Below are 15,554 nucleotides of genomic sequence, written 5' to 3'. Positions count from 1 at the left end.
TAAAGCGGAAAGGCGTTGTTTGCCGAGCCTACAAGTGACCGATGACAAGATCGACATGGATACCCGGTCTTTAGAGGAAAAGATTGCCGGCCGCTTCTCCGTAGCTATTTAATCTATCATTGACAATCAAATTCACAACGATTATGGAAACGAATAATAAAGAGATAAAACGCCGCAGCACGTTCTCCCTGCTGTTCTACATCAACCGCACGAAAGTCCGCAAGGACGGAACATGTAAATTGTTATGCAAGGTAAGCATCGACGCCAAGTCGGCCCCGATCAATATCAACGCGTTTGTCGATCCATCGCTTTGGAATCCGGAAACCAAAAGGGCGAACGGACGAAGCGAGAACGCCCGAACGGTAAACCAGGCAATAGAGAAACTGACCGAAAAAATCACCGGACATTACCGTCATATTCGTAAAAGCCTCGGTTTCGTGACGGCCGAGCTGGTCAAAAACGCCGTGGAAGGAATCGGGCAGAAACCGTTCACCCTCCTTGCCTTGTTCCGCGAGCATAACGAGGAGTTCCGCAAGCGTGTCGGCGTGGATCGCAAGGAAGAAACTTATGAAAGTTACGAGAACTCCTATAATATTTTAGCCTCCTTCGTGAAAAAAAGGAAGGAAAAGGAGGATGTAGCGTTGCGGAGCCTTGACCGGGAGTTCTACGATGATTTTGAAATATTCCTGCGTACAGATCGTGAAATGAAACCCAAGACAGTACACGAGCATCTTTACCGGTTGAAAAAAATGACCAAGCGGGCTGTCAGTCAGGGTACACTCCGGCGCGACCCTTACGGGAAGCTGCACCCGGAACTGCCCCGGCGCAAGAGCCGCCATTTGAAACTCGAAGACCTCAAAAAACTGATGGAAACTCCCGTCGGTAAACCCAACCTCCAGCGGGTGCGGGACTGGTTTCTCTTCGCTACCTTCACGGGGTTGTCCTACGCCGACCTGAAACGCTTGTCCGAAAAAGACATCACGCAGTCGGACGACGGAACGTACTGGATACACATCCGGCGCCAGAAGACCGAAACGCCCTCGGCCATCCGCCTGCTGAACGTGCCGTTGCAGATCATCGAGAAATACCGCCACGAGCGTAAAAGCGACAGGATTTTCAACCTCTATTGCCGGGGGTATCTCATCAAGCTCACCAGAGAACTGGGACGGACATACGGCTTCGACATGACCTTTCACAAGGCGAGGCACAATTTCGGGACACATATCACGCTCTCGTTGGGTGTGCCTATCGAAACTGTCAGCCGCATGATGGGACACAAGAGCATTTCCACCACGCAGATTTACGCCAAAGTGACCGACCGCAAGGTGGACGAGGACATGAAACGTCTGAAAGAACAGACCAAAGGCCGGAAAATAAATCTCTACGAGGAGGACGAACCGGAAACGGCAGATATTATAACGGTAAACGGTTGAACAGTATAACAAAAATTGATAAATTTGTATGACTATGACGACAAGAGAACCTATCAGCATTGAAAACGGGCGGGTGGAAATCCACACGCCGGAGAACCGTGTATGGCTCACGCGCCACCAGATTGCCGACCTGTTCGGAGTCTTCGTTCCTGCCGTGGGGAGCAACATCCGCTCCATACTCAAAAGCGGCATACTCCGTGAGGAGCGGGTTTACCGCCGGGAGCGCAACCGTGACGGCGGTATTGTCGAGCTGTATTCGCTCGAAATGATCGCCGCGCTGGCTTTCCGCTTAAAATCCGGGAATGCAGAAGCCTTCCGACGGTGGCTTGTCCGAAGGGCCACGACGACCGCTGTCGTCTGGCAGCTCCCCGGCATGAACACGATATTGAATTGAAAAAGAAGAACGGCCAACGTTTTGGCCGTTCTTCTTTTATACCCATTCCTGTCCCCCGATACATTTCTTCCGGGAATCTTCCAGAAATTTCTGTATCTCGGATTCCATGTATAGTACCTTGCCCTGAATCAAATAATAGGGAATGATCCGCGCCGTGCGGTATTCCTGCAATGTACGCCTGCTGATTTTCAGCAGCCGGGACAATTCCTCGTCGGTGACGAACCGCTCTCCCTTGAGTGTCCGGCCTCCGGAGGATTCCAGTTTATCCAGTGCCTTGCCGGCCTTTTCCAAACGCCGGAAGAGATCCGCCACACGCGGATCGTGCTTGTCGATGAAATAATGGCTCATAACGCGGCGGTATTAGGATAGTGCGACGATTGCAGCAGTTTCCCGACATCTTCCGGTTTGTAGAAGATTTTGTGACGGATGCGGCTGAAAGGCAGCAACCCTTTCTCCCGGTAGGTTTGCAGGGTACGTTTCGATATCCCCAGCACGTCACAGACATCCTGGTTGTCCAGCCATTTTTTCAAACTCACGTCCTCCTGCCTGCGGCATAACGCCTCGGCTTTTCTTTCAATGGCTTCCACGTGCCCTGCCAGCGCGTCGAAAGCCTTCACGTCCATACTTATTATTTCCATGTTCTGTTTCATTTTTTGTTTCCCGGATGCCCAAAAGTACACAAATGAACAGTATCTTGTTATCAGCCAGTGGCATATGGACGTATCCGTCTTAAAAGTGGCAGCGAGTGGCGCCACGTCCGGCGGAAACGATCCTCCGCCGATACGGGATCGGCACGCTCCGATACGCCAATCGCCCGTGAAAGGAAATGTTCGCGGGCGATTTATCATTCCATGCAGGGTGAGCCGTGAACCGACTTTCGCGAGCGTTCACGGCATATCGTTTTCTCCCCGTTTCTCTCCCATAACCTTTTCCTCTCTTTTTTTCATGCCGCGGAGCGCGGTATGGAAATCTGTTGTCAGTAGCAAAGGTAGTTACGGGGCTCACGCTGCTGCAAGATCGGGCCGCGGGGCGGTTTGCCGCAAAATCTTCCTCTTTCCCTGCGGGCGAGCGTATTTTCCGACAAAATCTTGCAGCAGCTATCCCCGACACCTTTTGATGCTACCGAAACAGATTCCATCCATACCGGCTCCGCTACGGCATAAAAAAAAAGTCAAAGGTTATGAGAAACGAAGAGAAAAATAAATGGAAACAGAAATCCTCCAACCTTCCACTTGGCATAAAGGCAAAGGTCGGGTTGGCGGTAAAGGTCGGGGCGGTGGCTTTGGGCTTCCACGTGTGGGGTATCGACTTTATTTGGGTCGTTTTGGGCTTCACGTTCTGTTATGACATCCTGCGGGGCATTTTCTCCTGCCTTGTTTCTCTCGTGGCTCTAACCGGCTTTTTCTATTTCCTATTCACTCACATCTTCTAAATTATTACAGGTATGACAAAGTACATTTCATTATTCGGAGCGACTACCACGGACACACGGGTGCAGGTAGTCAAGGAAAACCAGGTAATCATCGGTATCGGTGCGGGTGCGAGCAGAAAGCGTTACGTCGTTTACAAGGTGGAACACACCGCCCGTGGCTACGTGTACCACATGGTCGATACCGAAACAAAGGAAATCAGCCAAACGGACATTCTGCGACCCCTCTCGCAAACATTCGGTATCGGCAGGTACTACGACGACGTGAACCCCGAGTTCATGGACGCTTTCGAGGTGGCTTTGCTCGTGGGGCAGGCGGAAGAGCAAGCCACGGCGCAGGCCATCGCCGCCGCCAAAGAGAAAGCCGAGCATGACCGCATAGCGGAAATAGGAGCGCAGAGGTTACGCCGCATCATGCCCGAAGGGGTGCAGGGCGTAATCATCGCCGAACTCAACGAAACGGAATACACTGACCCCTCTTACGAGTGTTCGACCACCCGAAGCGTGCGTACCGTCATTCTCGGCTTTTCGGCCACCTCCCGCAACGGCTTCGGGGAGTTGAGAAAGGCGGCGGCCAATTTCCCGCAAACGGCGCACCTCTCCGAATACGACCCCAAGAACGAACACCGCTATCCCGTTTTCACGCTCGGCAAAAGTCCGAAATACGGGTGGAGTGTCTGCAAACTGACCCACTACACACGTGAAGGGTACATCGACAGGCTGGCATATATCGCAGGAAACGAGGAGAATATATGTCTGCCCGAGCCGAAAGACGAAAAACGGGCGGAACGCACTGAAACGAGCGTGCAAGGCGGGTTTATCATCGTGGACTATTCCGAGAAGGCGATAGCCGTATTCGGGGACACCAAGCCCGTCAAGGACGCCCTTCACGCACTCGGGGGACGCTTCAACGCACGGCTGACGCATGACGGGCAGAAGAGAGCGGGATGGATTTTCCAAAAGACCAAAGAGGACGAGGTGCGGCGGCTTCTCGGAAAGGACGAATAAATGTTGAACACGGGGCGGCTCGCCGCCCCACAATACCAAAAAATCATGGCACAAGGAACTGATTATTTCAAACTGACGATACAGAACTATCTCGACGCACGGGCACGGGAGGACGAACTTTTCGCACCCCGATACGCCAACCCGAAAAAGAACATTGACGATTGCTGCACTTTCATCATCAACCAAGTACGGCAGAGCGGTTGCAACGGGTTTGCCGACGAGGAAATATACTCTATGGCACTCCACTATTACGACGAGGAGGACATCGACATCGGCAAACCCGTCAGTTGCAAGGTAGTGGTCAATCACACCGTTGAACTGACCGAGGAGGAAAAAGCCGAGGCACGGCGGAACGCCATACGGAAGGCCGAGAGCGAAGCCTACGCCAAGTTGGCGAAAGCCAAGTCCAAACCCAAGAAAATCGAAGATAACAAACTAATGCCCAGTCTATTTTAGTTATGAAACCGAGAACAAAATTCCAACAGAACGTCGTGGCGGCAAGTAAACACCTGCCGCCGCTCACCCCCGCACAAATCGAATGGGGGTACAAGAACTGCATCGAGCATATCGGACGCCGCACGCCGAAAGGACTTATCACCTGCACCGAGTGCGGCCACACGTGGCAGAGCGAAAACGGAGAACTCACGGACAATCTGTTAGGGTGCGAGTGTCCGCACTGCCACACCCCGCTGAAAGTGGAAACCACCCTGCGCCGCAAGTTCAACGATTACGAGTATTTGTGTATCGTAACCCGCTGCAAGGGTTTTCAAGTCCTGCGCTTCGTCTATATCGAGTGTTGGGCGAAAGTGGGACAGACGCCCGTTTACACCCATATCGAAGCCGTACAGCGGTGGATTGCCCCCGACGGACGCTCCGCAACCTTCGCACGGCTGCGCCCGATGGGCTTCTTCGTTCACGGGTGGAGTTGGTCGAGCGCATTGGAACTGCGGGCGGAGAACGACGGGAAATACAACATCACGCCCACACGCATCTATCCCCGGCAACGGCTTATCCCCGAACTGCGCCGAAGCGGTTACGGCAAACAACTCCCCGATGTAACCCCTTTCGACCTTATCCACCTGCTGCTCTCGGAGAACAAGGCCGAAACGCTGCTTAAAGCGGGACAAACGGCACTCGTGCGATTTTTCGCCCGTTCCTCCCGCAATATCGCAGACTATTGGCCGGCCATCCGTATCGCCATCCGTAACGGGTACGCTATCGGGAAACCGACGGAATGGTGCGACTACATCGACCTGCTGCGATTTTTCGGGAAAGACCTGCATAACGCCCATTTCGTGTGTCCCGCAGACCTGCCCGCAGCGCATGACCTCTACATGACAAAAAAACGGCGGCACATGCAAATGGAACGGCGGCAGGAGGAACGGCGCAAGGCGTTGGAACAGGAAGCCTCGTTTGTCGAAGCCAAAGGGCGGTTTTTCGGAGTGGAGTTTTCCGACGGGGAAATCCGCATCAAGGTATTGGACAGCGTTGAAGCCATACGGCAGGAGGGCGAGGCCATGCACCATTGCGTGTTTACCAACGAATACTATCTGAAAGCCGACTCGCTCATACTCTCGGCCACAATCGACGGCAAACGTATCGAAACGATAGAGGTGTCCCTAAAACGCATGGAGGTCGTGCAGAGCCGTGGCGTATGTAACAAGAATACCCCATACCACGGGCAAATACTGAAACTGATGAAGGGAAACATGTCCCTTATACGGAAACGGATGACAGCATAAAAATCGGGGCGGCGAAAGCCGCCCGCAAAACAAAATAGAATGAACCAAATAGCATATAAATTCGTGTCGTGGGACGTTCCCGCACTCGAAAGCCTTGCAGGCTCAAAAGCGTACATATTACGCAAACGGCTCAATGACGGGGGAACGCTCACCCGTGAGGAGAAAGACTGGATTACCCGTGAGGTAAACCATAACACCTATTTCAAGGACTCCATTCTGCTTTTAGGGTATCGTTTCAACTTTGTCGATGTACTGAAAACATTCGTGGTAAAGCAGTACGGGCATTACACGGAATACAAGGGCGTGGACAAGACGAGCATACGCTCCATGTTGTACGGCAGAGTGGAAAGGATTGTCGAATTATAAAATCGGGGCGGCAAAAGCCGCCCTACAAAAAAAATATAACAATGAAAATCATCTATAAAAGCTACATGGCACGCCCGCTCAAACCCTTCGGGGAGTGGGATTGGGAAGTTCGGGAAGCAGTCAAGACGGCCCTTGCGCTCGTCGAGGGGAAAAACGGGTTCAAAACCCATTCCGAGATATGGCGAAGGTGCAACCTCGTCATTACCGTGGGACACAACATCTACACCACGAGTATCGAGATACGACCACCCGAGCAGGACGTGATACGCCGCAGGAGCAACTGGCATAACGGCTACGCCTACTACTGCAACGGCGTGTTCTGGGCGAACATGAGCAGGGTTAAAGTGGAACTTGTCTGATTAAAAAATTTCGGGGCGGCAAAAGCCGCCCGTAAAAAGCGAGAATATGAAAACGAATGAAGTAAACAAGGAAATCTCCTATGAAACGCTGCTCGTAACCTTCGGCGAGGGTATCGGGCGGCTCGACACCATGTTCGACGACCCGCAGGTGTGGGGCGTTGCCACGCTGAAGCAGTGGATCGACGGGTATGAAACTACGCGCTTCACCGAAATCGACGACCGAACGGCGGTTATCACATCCGAATACAACATGGACAGCGTGAAGGAATGGCTGCAAAAGAACACACCGATTATCAACCTGGAAAAACGATAAAATCATGCGCAAGTACAAATTATTCATCGGCTACCGGCTGCTGGGAGAGTTTTCCGGTATATGGGAAGCCAAAAATTTCGCCGCTGAAAGCGGCATGAGCGGAATTTTCTCGCTCGTGGGAGAAAATTACCGGGACAGTTGGTACGAACCAAAAAAACAGGACAAGAATGGAAACAAAGATTAAAGACATCACGGGAGCGGAAATAACCGTTACCGACTTAAAAGAGGCGGTACGCCAATGCCGGGAGTGCCTCGCAAGTCCCTACCTGATGCCCTCGGGGCATACCGTGGGGGAAAACCATGCCTACATGTTGCGGCAACTGCTCGCCCTGCAAAGGCGGAAACGGGAACACGGCGGGCAACGGCCGTGAAAATACGACGCGAAAAAAATCGGACGATAACAACCGTCCGATTTTTTTGTTTCCCGTCAATCGACCGCCGTATGGTCGCCCAGCTTCCCGTGCAGTTCACGCCCGATATGTCCGGCAATGCCACGGGGAGAAATTTCAGAGATTGAACCCCACCCGCCATGCGTGTATATGCACGTCTTGAGCGGTTCGGTACGGGAAAGGTAGAACAGATAGCCGTTGCGGAGCAGGATGCCCACGAACACCGAGCCGACCTCGATGTCGGCGATCTCGTCAAAACGTATCTTCCCGTCATTGTATAATACTGCCGTGCCATCCGCATCGGGAATGACGAACAGATCGTCTTCCATGACAATCCCGTGCAACTCGATTAGCGACCCCAGGCATTCACTCGCCGATACCCGGTCGTAATCACCCTTTACCTCATTTGTCGATTTCGTTTCCATATCGCTTTTCTTTAGGTTCAGACAAATACCATACGAAAAAGGCGTGAGAATACGTTAAATACCGGCATTGAGGTACAGCCAAGCACCCATCCACTCGATAGATAATTTCTCCCCACGCCGCTATCGCATACGCTTGACGCATATAGACACGACGATGAAGAAGAGAACTACCCATTATTTTGCGAGCGGATTAAAATTTGGCTGTTTTCAATGCCCCACCATAATGTGTTCCTTCCGTATGTAAATCGCCCGGCGGCACGCCGCCGGAGGATTCGATTGCAAATATAACGATTTCATCCGGGTATCGGCGACAATACGTGCGATTTTTAACAACCTTCCTGCCAAAGAACTACCCGCCGTCCTACAATTTTGGCCCCCGGGCGGGTTTGCGGGGCGCGACCTTCGGCTGCGCCTTCTTCTCCCTGGGCGGTTCGACGATACGCAGTTTGAGTTTCTCCGTCTTACGGTCGTAACGCACCTCGCAGCAGTCAATCTCACCCGCAACCGACGTCCACACGTTGTTCACACGCACCGCGCCGCCCGAGTAGAGGGTCTTGTATTGTTCGTATTCGAGCGGCTGCCGCAATTTCGCGTCCACCTGACGGTGGAACGAATAGATGTTACGTCCCTTTGCTATCTCGTCGGGAACGTAAACCCGCAACTCGGGATGGGCGGCCTCGGCATAGAGGCACAGATCCGCCGTGCGAAGCTCCCTCGGAACCCACTGGATCATCCTCGGGTCGCCCCGCACGGCCGTATCGGCCACGAGCGGCGTGATGGCCGTCTGGGGAATGTCATACAGCACCCCCGCATCCTTGCGAACGGCCTCCAACGCCACCTCCTCCGTTACAAGCCGGCGGTTCAGGTGCAGGACACTCATCAACCGGTGTATCTGCTGCGGGTCGTCCTGCTCGCGGAACACCTGCAAGACCAGGGCGGGGTCGCTCAACGCGCTGATAACCGAGAAATCGGTTTTGTCCTTCCCGTAGGTACGCTCGAAAGCCTCCCGGCTCATCTCCGGCGTCCGGGCTTCGCGGGGGACGCCTTTCAGGTTTTGCGGGTTCTCCCGCACCAGGCTCATGTATAGATCCGGGCTTTTCATGCTCTCGGGCAGGTGGGCGATGGCATAGGGACTGCGCCGTATGGCCTCCATGCACAACTCCGGCGTTTTCCACTTCTCGGGGACATATTGCAGGTAGCTCCCGTCGTGCCCGACGGCCCGGCGGCACATCTCCTCGTTCTTGGCGTGGTCGGGAAAGTTGTAGAACAGCTCCGGCTCCAGGGCGAAGATCTCCCGGGCCACCCTCGGCGTGACGTGTGCCGGGTTCATGTGCTGCAAAAAATCGAAGGTCTTATCGTAATTCGTGCAATAGAACCCCAACGCCTTCATGTGTATATCCTCGAAAGGGATATAGCGGAGGACACGCAGGTCGTCGGCACGGGCCAACGCCCGGTTGCAGACCTCCGGCGTGAGCTGTTCGGGGCTGAAAAAGCGGATGGCCAGGGGATCGCGCTCCAGCGCCATCCTGCACAGACGGTCGGTTTTCAGATGCTTCGGAACGTACTCCAGCGCCAGGTAGTTCGAGGACACGGCGGCCTCGCAGACCCGTTCCGTGCGTAACTCCTCCGGCACTTCATGGAGCAGGATGCCGTCCCCGCTGACGGCACGCAGGCAGACTGCCTCGGTACGCAGTTCCACCGGCACGAGCGAAAGGCAGGACGCGTCCATCCCCACGCCGTGAAGGGCCAGTTCCCCGGTCATGACCTCCGGGGCAATGGAGGCGAAAATCTCGAACTTGTCCACGAACGACATCCCGAATTTTTTCAGCCCTTCCAGGCATATATCGGGATACGGAATGTAAGGGAGTATCTTGTAATCGGCACTGTCCACCGCTTTCAACGCCGCACGGCATATTTGCGGCGTCCTCAATTCCCCGGGAACGGCCTCCAGCACCAGGCCGTTGCGCTTCACGGCCGCCATGCACAGTTCGGGGGTCTTCAACCCCTCCGGAACGTAATACAGCGCGTAGCTGTTGCTATCGACGGCGGCACGGCACATTTTCGGTGTCTTCAGACGGTCAGGGACGAATTTCAGTGTTTCGCCCCGGTGGCCGGCCGCGGCAAGACAAAGTTCCGGCGTTTTCATCGCTTCGGGAACGAACTCGATGTTGAAAGCCGATTTCTTGATGGCGAAACGGCAGACCTCCGCCGTTTTCCGATCCTCGGGCAGCGTCTCGAAAAGGTTCTCACGCCACGGGTTCTCGTACACCCCCGTGTCGAGATAGGCTATATCTATTCTCTCTTGCTCTGTCATGGTTTTCAGTATTTATGGAAAGCGCCCGTCATCCGGGCGCTTCTCTTGGTTAGACATATTCCGTTATCGTTCCGTTTCCTCCGTCCCGTTCTCGCTCTGGAACGTGAAGGAGGTCTTCACGACCTGACCCGTGTTGTCCTCGACATAGACGTCGATGGTCTGCTGGTCATCGCTGCGCGATGTGTAATAGAGGCGGAACACCTCACGGTCGAGCGGATAGCGGTCGTTGGGCAGGAACACCGTACCGTCGTCCGTCCTCAACTCACCGCGCCCGTCGGGCTGGAAATAGCGGATCGTGTAACGCGCGCCGTCATATCTCCCCTCCCGCACGAGCGTGCAGCGGATTTCAACGGTTTCACCAACGGAGATTCGCTTCTGAACGGGCATCGTTTCCAGAGAGAACGTGTACGCCTGCTGTATATCCAGCCCGTTGTCGCAGGATGCGCATAAAAGACCCAGGGCGGCGATCCAGACCGCCAGGGCCAATATCTTTTTCATCTTTTTCATGTCGCTTGCAAGTTTAATGGATTATGAATTTCACGCCCAGGCCGAACTGCGCGTGGAAATGTCCCGTTGTAGTGCCCCATAGGATACGCTCACGCCCCGTCAGCGAGAGGATAATCCTGTCGGTCAGGTACGCATCGACCTCCAGCGTGACGGCCCCGCCATAGAGGAAACGGTCGCGGTGGCGGAGCGTAGAGCCGTCATAGAGCCGCCTTTCGCCCCGGTTCACACTCTCGTAACCGGCCAGCGCCGAGCCGCCGAGGTAGAAGAAAAAAGTCCTGGACGGGTCGGCGAGGAACTTGTAATAGTAACCGCCCTCGGCAGTGAACTGCGCCACAGGGATACGTTCCGACTTGTAGGGGTAATAACGGTTCAGGAACTCCGCGCCGAACACCCACTTGTCGGCATTCTTCGCGTAGCGGCTCATGGCCAGCCCGAACCAGTAGCCCGTTTCGCTGCGGCTGTCCCGGGTATAGAAGCCGTCGGCCATGCCTCCCCGTATTTCCAGCCCGCGCATGGCGGGCAGGGCACGCTGGGCGTGCGCCCCGTCCGAAAGGAGGAGGCATAACCCCAGCGTGAGAATGAATATCGCCCGTTTCATATCACTTTACCTTTAACTCGTTGATAACACGTGCGCGCACCAGGTCGGCATTCTCCACCGTGAAAGTCTGGTGTCGCCCGCCCTGCTGCTCGTGCAGTTCCACGACCAGCTGCTTGTCGTCGGCCAGCGTGAACTTCGGGAGCGTGAAGACCATGCGCTCGGTACGCTTGCCGCCGATGACCTGCACGTTGTTGTACGCACGCACGGGCCATACGACCTGCTCCTGGATGGCCGTGCGTTTGGCCACCTTCTTGTCCGTAATCTTGAACGTCAGGTAGTCCACGTTGAAAGGCACGTTGGAGGAGTTTTTCAGTTGGAGGTGGAAATAAAGCAGGTCGTTATGCACGTAGATACCTTTGAGGAGGTATTGTACCCCGAAACGCTTGCAACCGATATGCTTGATCTCGCGGCGGTCATTCTTGTAAATGGACTGCATGATCAGTTTGACCAGCAGCGGAGATTCGCATCCCAACTCCTGCAAATAGATGTCCAGCGCATTATTGGGGCGGTTTACCGCCTCCCCGCCATGCAGGAAGTCCGCCATCTCGACCGACAGTTTCACCGGCTCGTCGGCATACTTGACATTGAAGCTGTAATAGGCCCCGTCCTCGGTAATGACCGAAAGGTTGCTCTCGCGCGAGAAATCACGCAGGGCCGCCTTTACACGCAGCACGTTTTCCGTGCCGTCGGCTTTCGCCGCCAGAAGATCCGAAGACCCCAGATCGACGTAACGGATGGCCGAGGGGAAAATCACATGCACGGTTTTGCTGAACGTCACCTCCAGCGCGTAGGGCGGGATAACCCGGTTGAAGGTCAGCGGACGGGTAAGACCGTCGTACAAATCGCCCGTGGAGGGCTTTTCCTGCGCGTGGGCAGCGAACATGCACCCGATAAAAGCGAGTGCCAGAAGAATCTTTTTCATACTCGATAATTTTTTGATTGTTGATAAAAATGGATTTTTTCAGTGGTGTACGGAAGTACGTCGTTTGTACCCTTATTGAAGGGGCGGGAGCAGCAGGACGCTGTAACCGGCCTTGAGCGTGACCTTGACCGAGCGCATCTTCTTGCTCACGTATTGCGACACGCCCTGGATGGCGCTGCGCCCCAGGTCGGAGAGCAGTTGCGAACCGGCATCGTCCGTGATCGTGATACTGCTGCCCATGCCCGCACCCATATTGGCGGCGATCTCCTTCACGGCATTGAGTTCTTCCGACCCCGGCACGGGAATACCCTCGTTGCCGTTCGTGTCATAGACCGACAGATCGACCGGAACGACCGCCCCGCCGTGCTGGACAGCGCTGACCTTGACCGTCAGCCGTTCGCCGTTGATCCTCGCCGCCCCCGTTACGGGCGTACCCGAGGGGATGAGCAGCTCTCCCGCCATCATCGGTTCCAGCAGCCGGAAAGTAACCTCCCCGCCATCGGTGAGCGTCACGGTTTGCTGCACGGCGGCACGGATACTGTTGCGCTCGGGCTCGCGAAGGTCGCTCCCCACCGTGTTGAAACCCCAGTTCCGGGGCTTGACGAACTCACGGGCGAAGACCGAATCGGGCAGCGGGGCGGCGAGCAGCGACACGATGTTACGGCGCACCTGGCGCACGGGCTGCACGGAAGCCTTGCCGGAAACGGAGGCTTTCTGACGCGGGGCTTCAGGGGCTTGACCGCCATTCATGTAGCGGGCGGCGATCTCGTAGGACTTCTCCAGCAGCGCCACCTGCTCCTCCTGGGCCGTTTTCTGCGCCTGCTGTTCTTCCAGGCGGCGTTCCAGTTCCTCGATGCGGGCCTGCATCTCGCGCTCTTCCCCCGTTTCACCGGCGGTCTCCTCGTAGAAACTGCCTAACTGGCGGTTGATGTCGGCATAGGCGGCACGGGAAGTCCGGAAAGCTCCCGACGAACCGCCGGCAGGGCCGGAAGACTTATCCGGCACGGCAGCGGGCATGACGGGCTCTTCCTCCTCGTCCTCCATCCCGAACGCGAAATCCTGCAAGGAGCGCATCTTTTCCCGCTCCCTGCGCCGCATCTCCTCCTGCACGTAGGCATCACGCTTGTCCGAGAGGATACCCTCCGATTCCGGGGTCGGCAGCTCCGTGTTGAAACCCGCCGAAGGCTCCTCCCGTTCTTTTTCGCCGGGGGAGAAGATCAGCCACATGCACCCGGCAAAGGCCAGGAAAAAGAGCGGGAAGACCACCAGCTTCTTCCGCATCTGTATCTGCCGGGGCGTGAGTTCCTTTTTCCCCGCCTCCGGCTGTTTATTCTGTTTTTCGTTCGTCGTCATAATTGAAATCTTTTAGATGTTTTACACTGTCGGCCTCCTGCCGTTGTCTTAATTCCAGCTCCAGCCGCTCGATATGCCGTATCTGCATCCGTTCCCCGGCTCCCTTGCCGAAGCGGTAGATGGAAGACACGGTAAAGTAGAGCGACAAGACGGAAAAGAACAAGAGCAGCGTGAGGATCACGATAATCCGCTTATCGGGCGAGAGCGCCCCGCAAGCGCGGCGCAGGTGGTCTTCGACCCACTCCCCGAAAGCCTTTATTCTCTTCTTTGCCATAGCCTTATCTTTTTAATGTACGTAAATCGCGGTTCTCCAGAATCTCGAATTTCTCCATGATGAAACCCTGCGGGTTATTGTCCGAACGCCCCGAGTTGATCAGCTCGCAGCGCGTGACCAGCGAACGCTCGGTGATGTTGCTCTCGCGGACAATCATTTGCCGGGCATAGGTCATGGCCCGGTAGGGATAGGCGTTGAAGTCGCACACCACGGAGTCCACCTCGATACGCTGGCTGATGTTCCCCGACACCACACGGTTGTAGTAACCTTTCTCCTGCATGTCCTGGTAATAGGCGAAGGCACTCTTATCGACCAGGAACAGCGCGCGGTTGATGTTGCTTTCGATGGCCGCACGGTCGGGCGAGAGGGTAAAGAACAACTCGTGAAAACGCCGGATATGTTCGCGCGCCTCCACGGGGCGGTTCTGGCTCAAATCCTGCGAGAGCGCCAGCATCAGCGACTTGCCCCCGTCCAGGACGTAGATCTTCTCGCGCTGCTTTTCGGCGAAACGGAAGCTCGCGACCACGCTGAACACGGATACCAGCGCGCACAGGCAGAGGAACACGATACCGAAAAGCCGAATCTGCCTGAAACTTGTTTCGATGTTTTTTAATGACTTGAATTCCATTGTCCAAATTGTTATGAATGATTACTATTACCTTGTGTTGCCAGGTTGCGCCCGTTGGGGGCACTGCCCGAAGCCGGGCCACCGCCGCCGTTACCGGAGGAGGAACCGCCACCGCCGCGACGCCCGAACGTGCGGCCGATCATGTTGCCGGCGATACCGCCCACGACACCCGTGGCGAATGCCCCGGCCTTGTTGATACCGCCCATAGCCCCGCCGGCTCCGCCCGACTGGATCACCCACTCGGCAACGGTGGGGATCGTGAAATAGCCTATGATACCTATAATCAAAAAGATAATATAGACACCGCTGCCGCTGTCGGGAATGTAGTTGGGGTCTTGCAGGGCCAGGACGTCCGCCTGGAGCATCAACGTCTGGATCTTGGCCAGCACCGCGGAGAACAGGTCGGCGATGGGAAGCCAAAGGTACACGCTGATATAGCGGGAAATCCAGCTCGCGAGCGTCGAGTGAAAGCCGTCGTAAATGGAGAGGGCGAACGACAAGGGCCCCAGAATCGACAGCACGACTAAAAAGAATGTCCGCAGCGTGTCGATGGTAAGCCCCGCGGCGTTGAACAACAACTCGAAAAAGTCCCGGACAAGCTGCCGGAAACCGGCCTTGATGTCGTACCACGTGCGTTCGGCCCACATGCTGATAATCTCGCCCAAATCCGTGATACCCATATCCGCAAGCCGTTGTTCATACACCTCGTCGTCCACTAACCAAGCCTTGCCCTCGCGCCTGCGGGCCTCGGCTTCCAAATCGTCCTTCTGTTGCTGGTATGCCTGCAAATCCAATGTCTGCCCCTCCAGTATGGCGTGCGTGCCCTGCACCACGGGCGACATCACGGCGTTGATCGTCCCCAGAACCACGGTGGGAAAGAACATCACGCACAAGCCGATGGCGAAAGGCCGCAGGAGCGGGAACACGTCGATAGGCTCCGCATTGGCCAGTGCCTTCCATACCCGGTAAGCCACGTAAAAGAGCGCACCCAGGCCGGCGATACCTTTCGCCACCCCGATCATGTCGCCGCATAGCGGCATCATCTCCTGATACAGGTTCCGGAGAACCTGGTGTAAATTGTCGAAATCCATGACTGCCTC

22 protein-coding genes are annotated in these 15,554 nt (G+C 55.5%); 11 read left to right on the top strand and 11 right to left on the bottom strand.

The annotated features are described in order from the left end of the window. Nucleotides 1–143: 143 nt before the first annotated feature. Entirely contained in the window at nt 144–1,433 is a 1,290-nt protein-coding gene (locus HMPREF9441_RS08520) for a site-specific integrase (protein ID WP_007568639.1), read from the top strand. A 28-nt stretch (nt 1,434–1,461) separates the two neighbouring features. Next, nucleotides 1,462–1,827: a hypothetical protein gene (locus tag HMPREF9441_RS08515; protein WP_007559043.1), complete on the top strand. Its 366-nt coding sequence runs from the start codon at nt 1,462–1,464 to the stop codon at nt 1,825–1,827. Nucleotides 1,828–1,863: 36 nt separating this feature from the next. Here the strand turns inward: HMPREF9441_RS08515 and HMPREF9441_RS08510 are convergent, their stop codons facing one another. Further along, on the bottom strand, nt 1,864–2,175 hold the full coding sequence (locus tag HMPREF9441_RS08510; protein ID WP_004295430.1) for a helix-turn-helix domain-containing protein: 312 nt from the start codon (nt 2,173–2,175) through the stop codon (nt 1,864–1,866). Continuing rightward, nucleotides 2,172–2,465, bottom strand: coding sequence for a helix-turn-helix domain-containing protein (locus HMPREF9441_RS08505; RefSeq protein WP_004319131.1), 294 nt, complete (start codon nt 2,463–2,465; stop codon nt 2,172–2,174). Before HMPREF9441_RS08505 ends, HMPREF9441_RS08510 begins: the two co-directional genes overlap by 4 nt. A gap of 542 nt (nt 2,466–3,007) precedes the next feature. Between HMPREF9441_RS08505 and HMPREF9441_RS08500 the strand changes: the two genes are divergently transcribed. The 9 genes from HMPREF9441_RS08500 to HMPREF9441_RS08460 are packed head-to-tail and all read left to right on the top strand — an operon-like array spanning nt 3,008 to nt 7,415. After that, a complete protein-coding gene (locus HMPREF9441_RS08500) occupies nt 3,008–3,259 on the top strand; it encodes a hypothetical protein (protein ID WP_004303766.1) in 252 nt (83 codons plus the stop codon). A 12-nt stretch (nt 3,260–3,271) separates the two neighbouring features. Further along, nucleotides 3,272–4,264: a hypothetical protein gene (locus tag HMPREF9441_RS08495; protein ID WP_007559037.1), complete on the top strand. Its 993-nt coding sequence runs from the start codon at nt 3,272–3,274 to the stop codon at nt 4,262–4,264. 45 nt (nt 4,265–4,309) lie between these two features. After that, on the top strand, nt 4,310–4,720 hold the full coding sequence (locus tag HMPREF9441_RS08490) for a PcfK-like family protein (RefSeq protein ID WP_009132163.1): 411 nt from the start codon (nt 4,310–4,312) through the stop codon (nt 4,718–4,720). A 2-nt stretch (nt 4,721–4,722) separates the two neighbouring features. After that, the gene (locus HMPREF9441_RS08485) at nt 4,723–6,006 is read left to right on the top strand and encodes a PcfJ domain-containing protein (protein ID WP_008620153.1); all 1,284 of its coding nucleotides are present in this window, start codon (nt 4,723–4,725) and stop codon (nt 6,004–6,006) included. A 39-nt stretch (nt 6,007–6,045) separates the two neighbouring features. Then, on the top strand, nt 6,046–6,372 hold the full coding sequence (locus HMPREF9441_RS08480; protein WP_007559031.1) for a hypothetical protein: 327 nt from the start codon (nt 6,046–6,048) through the stop codon (nt 6,370–6,372). A gap of 41 nt (nt 6,373–6,413) precedes the next feature. After that, on the top strand, nt 6,414–6,731 hold the full coding sequence (locus HMPREF9441_RS08475) for a hypothetical protein (protein WP_008620152.1): 318 nt from the start codon (nt 6,414–6,416) through the stop codon (nt 6,729–6,731). Nucleotides 6,732–6,777: 46 nt separating this feature from the next. After that, the gene (locus tag HMPREF9441_RS08470; RefSeq protein WP_004303780.1) at nt 6,778–7,044 is read left to right on the top strand and encodes a DUF6956 domain-containing protein; all 267 of its coding nucleotides are present in this window, start codon (nt 6,778–6,780) and stop codon (nt 7,042–7,044) included. Between the two features lie 4 nt (nt 7,045–7,048). Next, nucleotides 7,049–7,228, top strand: coding sequence for a hypothetical protein (locus HMPREF9441_RS08465; protein ID WP_004295439.1), 180 nt, complete (start codon nt 7,049–7,051; stop codon nt 7,226–7,228). Next, the gene (locus HMPREF9441_RS08460; RefSeq protein WP_004319138.1) at nt 7,212–7,415 is read left to right on the top strand and encodes a hypothetical protein; all 204 of its coding nucleotides are present in this window, start codon (nt 7,212–7,214) and stop codon (nt 7,413–7,415) included. Before HMPREF9441_RS08465 ends, HMPREF9441_RS08460 begins: the two co-directional genes overlap by 17 nt. Nucleotides 7,416–7,471: 56 nt before the next feature. On the opposite strand, the gene HMPREF9441_RS08455 is transcribed toward HMPREF9441_RS08460, so the two are convergent. From HMPREF9441_RS08455 to traJ, 9 genes are all read right to left on the bottom strand, one after another. Next, entirely contained in the window at nt 7,472–7,858 is a 387-nt protein-coding gene (locus tag HMPREF9441_RS08455) for a hypothetical protein (protein ID WP_004295441.1), read from the bottom strand. A gap of 361 nt (nt 7,859–8,219) precedes the next feature. After that, complete coding sequence (locus HMPREF9441_RS08450; protein ID WP_008620148.1) at nt 8,220–10,172, bottom strand: DUF4116 domain-containing protein; 1,953 nt, start codon at nt 10,170–10,172, stop codon at nt 8,220–8,222. Between the two features lie 63 nt (nt 10,173–10,235). Further along, entirely contained in the window at nt 10,236–10,679 is a 444-nt protein-coding gene (locus tag HMPREF9441_RS08445; protein WP_008620141.1) for a DUF3872 domain-containing protein, read from the bottom strand. Nucleotides 10,680–10,692: 13 nt separating this feature from the next. After that, the gene (locus tag HMPREF9441_RS08440; protein WP_004319140.1) at nt 10,693–11,277 is read right to left on the bottom strand and encodes a conjugal transfer protein TraO; all 585 of its coding nucleotides are present in this window, start codon (nt 11,275–11,277) and stop codon (nt 10,693–10,695) included. A gap of 1 nt (nt 11,278) precedes the next feature. Continuing rightward, complete coding sequence (gene traN / locus HMPREF9441_RS08435) at nt 11,279–12,199, bottom strand: conjugative transposon protein TraN (protein ID WP_004295447.1); 921 nt, start codon at nt 12,197–12,199, stop codon at nt 11,279–11,281. Between the two features lie 72 nt (nt 12,200–12,271). After that, entirely contained in the window at nt 12,272–13,552 is a 1,281-nt protein-coding gene (gene traM / locus HMPREF9441_RS08430) for a conjugative transposon protein TraM (RefSeq protein ID WP_008620140.1), read from the bottom strand. Then, the gene (locus HMPREF9441_RS08425; RefSeq protein ID WP_004295449.1) at nt 13,527–13,826 is read right to left on the bottom strand and encodes a TraL conjugative transposon family protein; all 300 of its coding nucleotides are present in this window, start codon (nt 13,824–13,826) and stop codon (nt 13,527–13,529) included. The genes traM and HMPREF9441_RS08425 overlap by 26 nt, the downstream gene beginning before the upstream one ends. Nucleotides 13,827–13,830: 4 nt before the next feature. Further along, nucleotides 13,831–14,454 carry a conjugative transposon protein TraK gene (gene traK, locus HMPREF9441_RS08420; RefSeq protein ID WP_004295450.1) on the bottom strand — a complete coding sequence of 208 codons (624 nt, stop codon included), beginning with the start codon at nt 14,452–14,454 and terminating at the stop codon, nt 13,831–13,833. An 11-nt stretch (nt 14,455–14,465) separates the two neighbouring features. Then, on the bottom strand, nt 14,466–15,545 hold the full coding sequence (gene traJ, locus HMPREF9441_RS08415) for a conjugative transposon protein TraJ (protein WP_008620139.1): 1,080 nt from the start codon (nt 15,543–15,545) through the stop codon (nt 14,466–14,468). Nucleotides 15,546–15,554 lie beyond the last annotated feature (9 nt).

The organism is Paraprevotella clara YIT 11840 (assembly GCF_000233955.1).
GTDB classification, from domain to species: domain Bacteria; phylum Bacteroidota; class Bacteroidia; order Bacteroidales; family Bacteroidaceae; genus Paraprevotella; species Paraprevotella clara.
The sequence above is the reverse complement of the archived record's forward strand: the minus strand, read 5'-3'. Positions and strand labels throughout refer to the sequence as shown.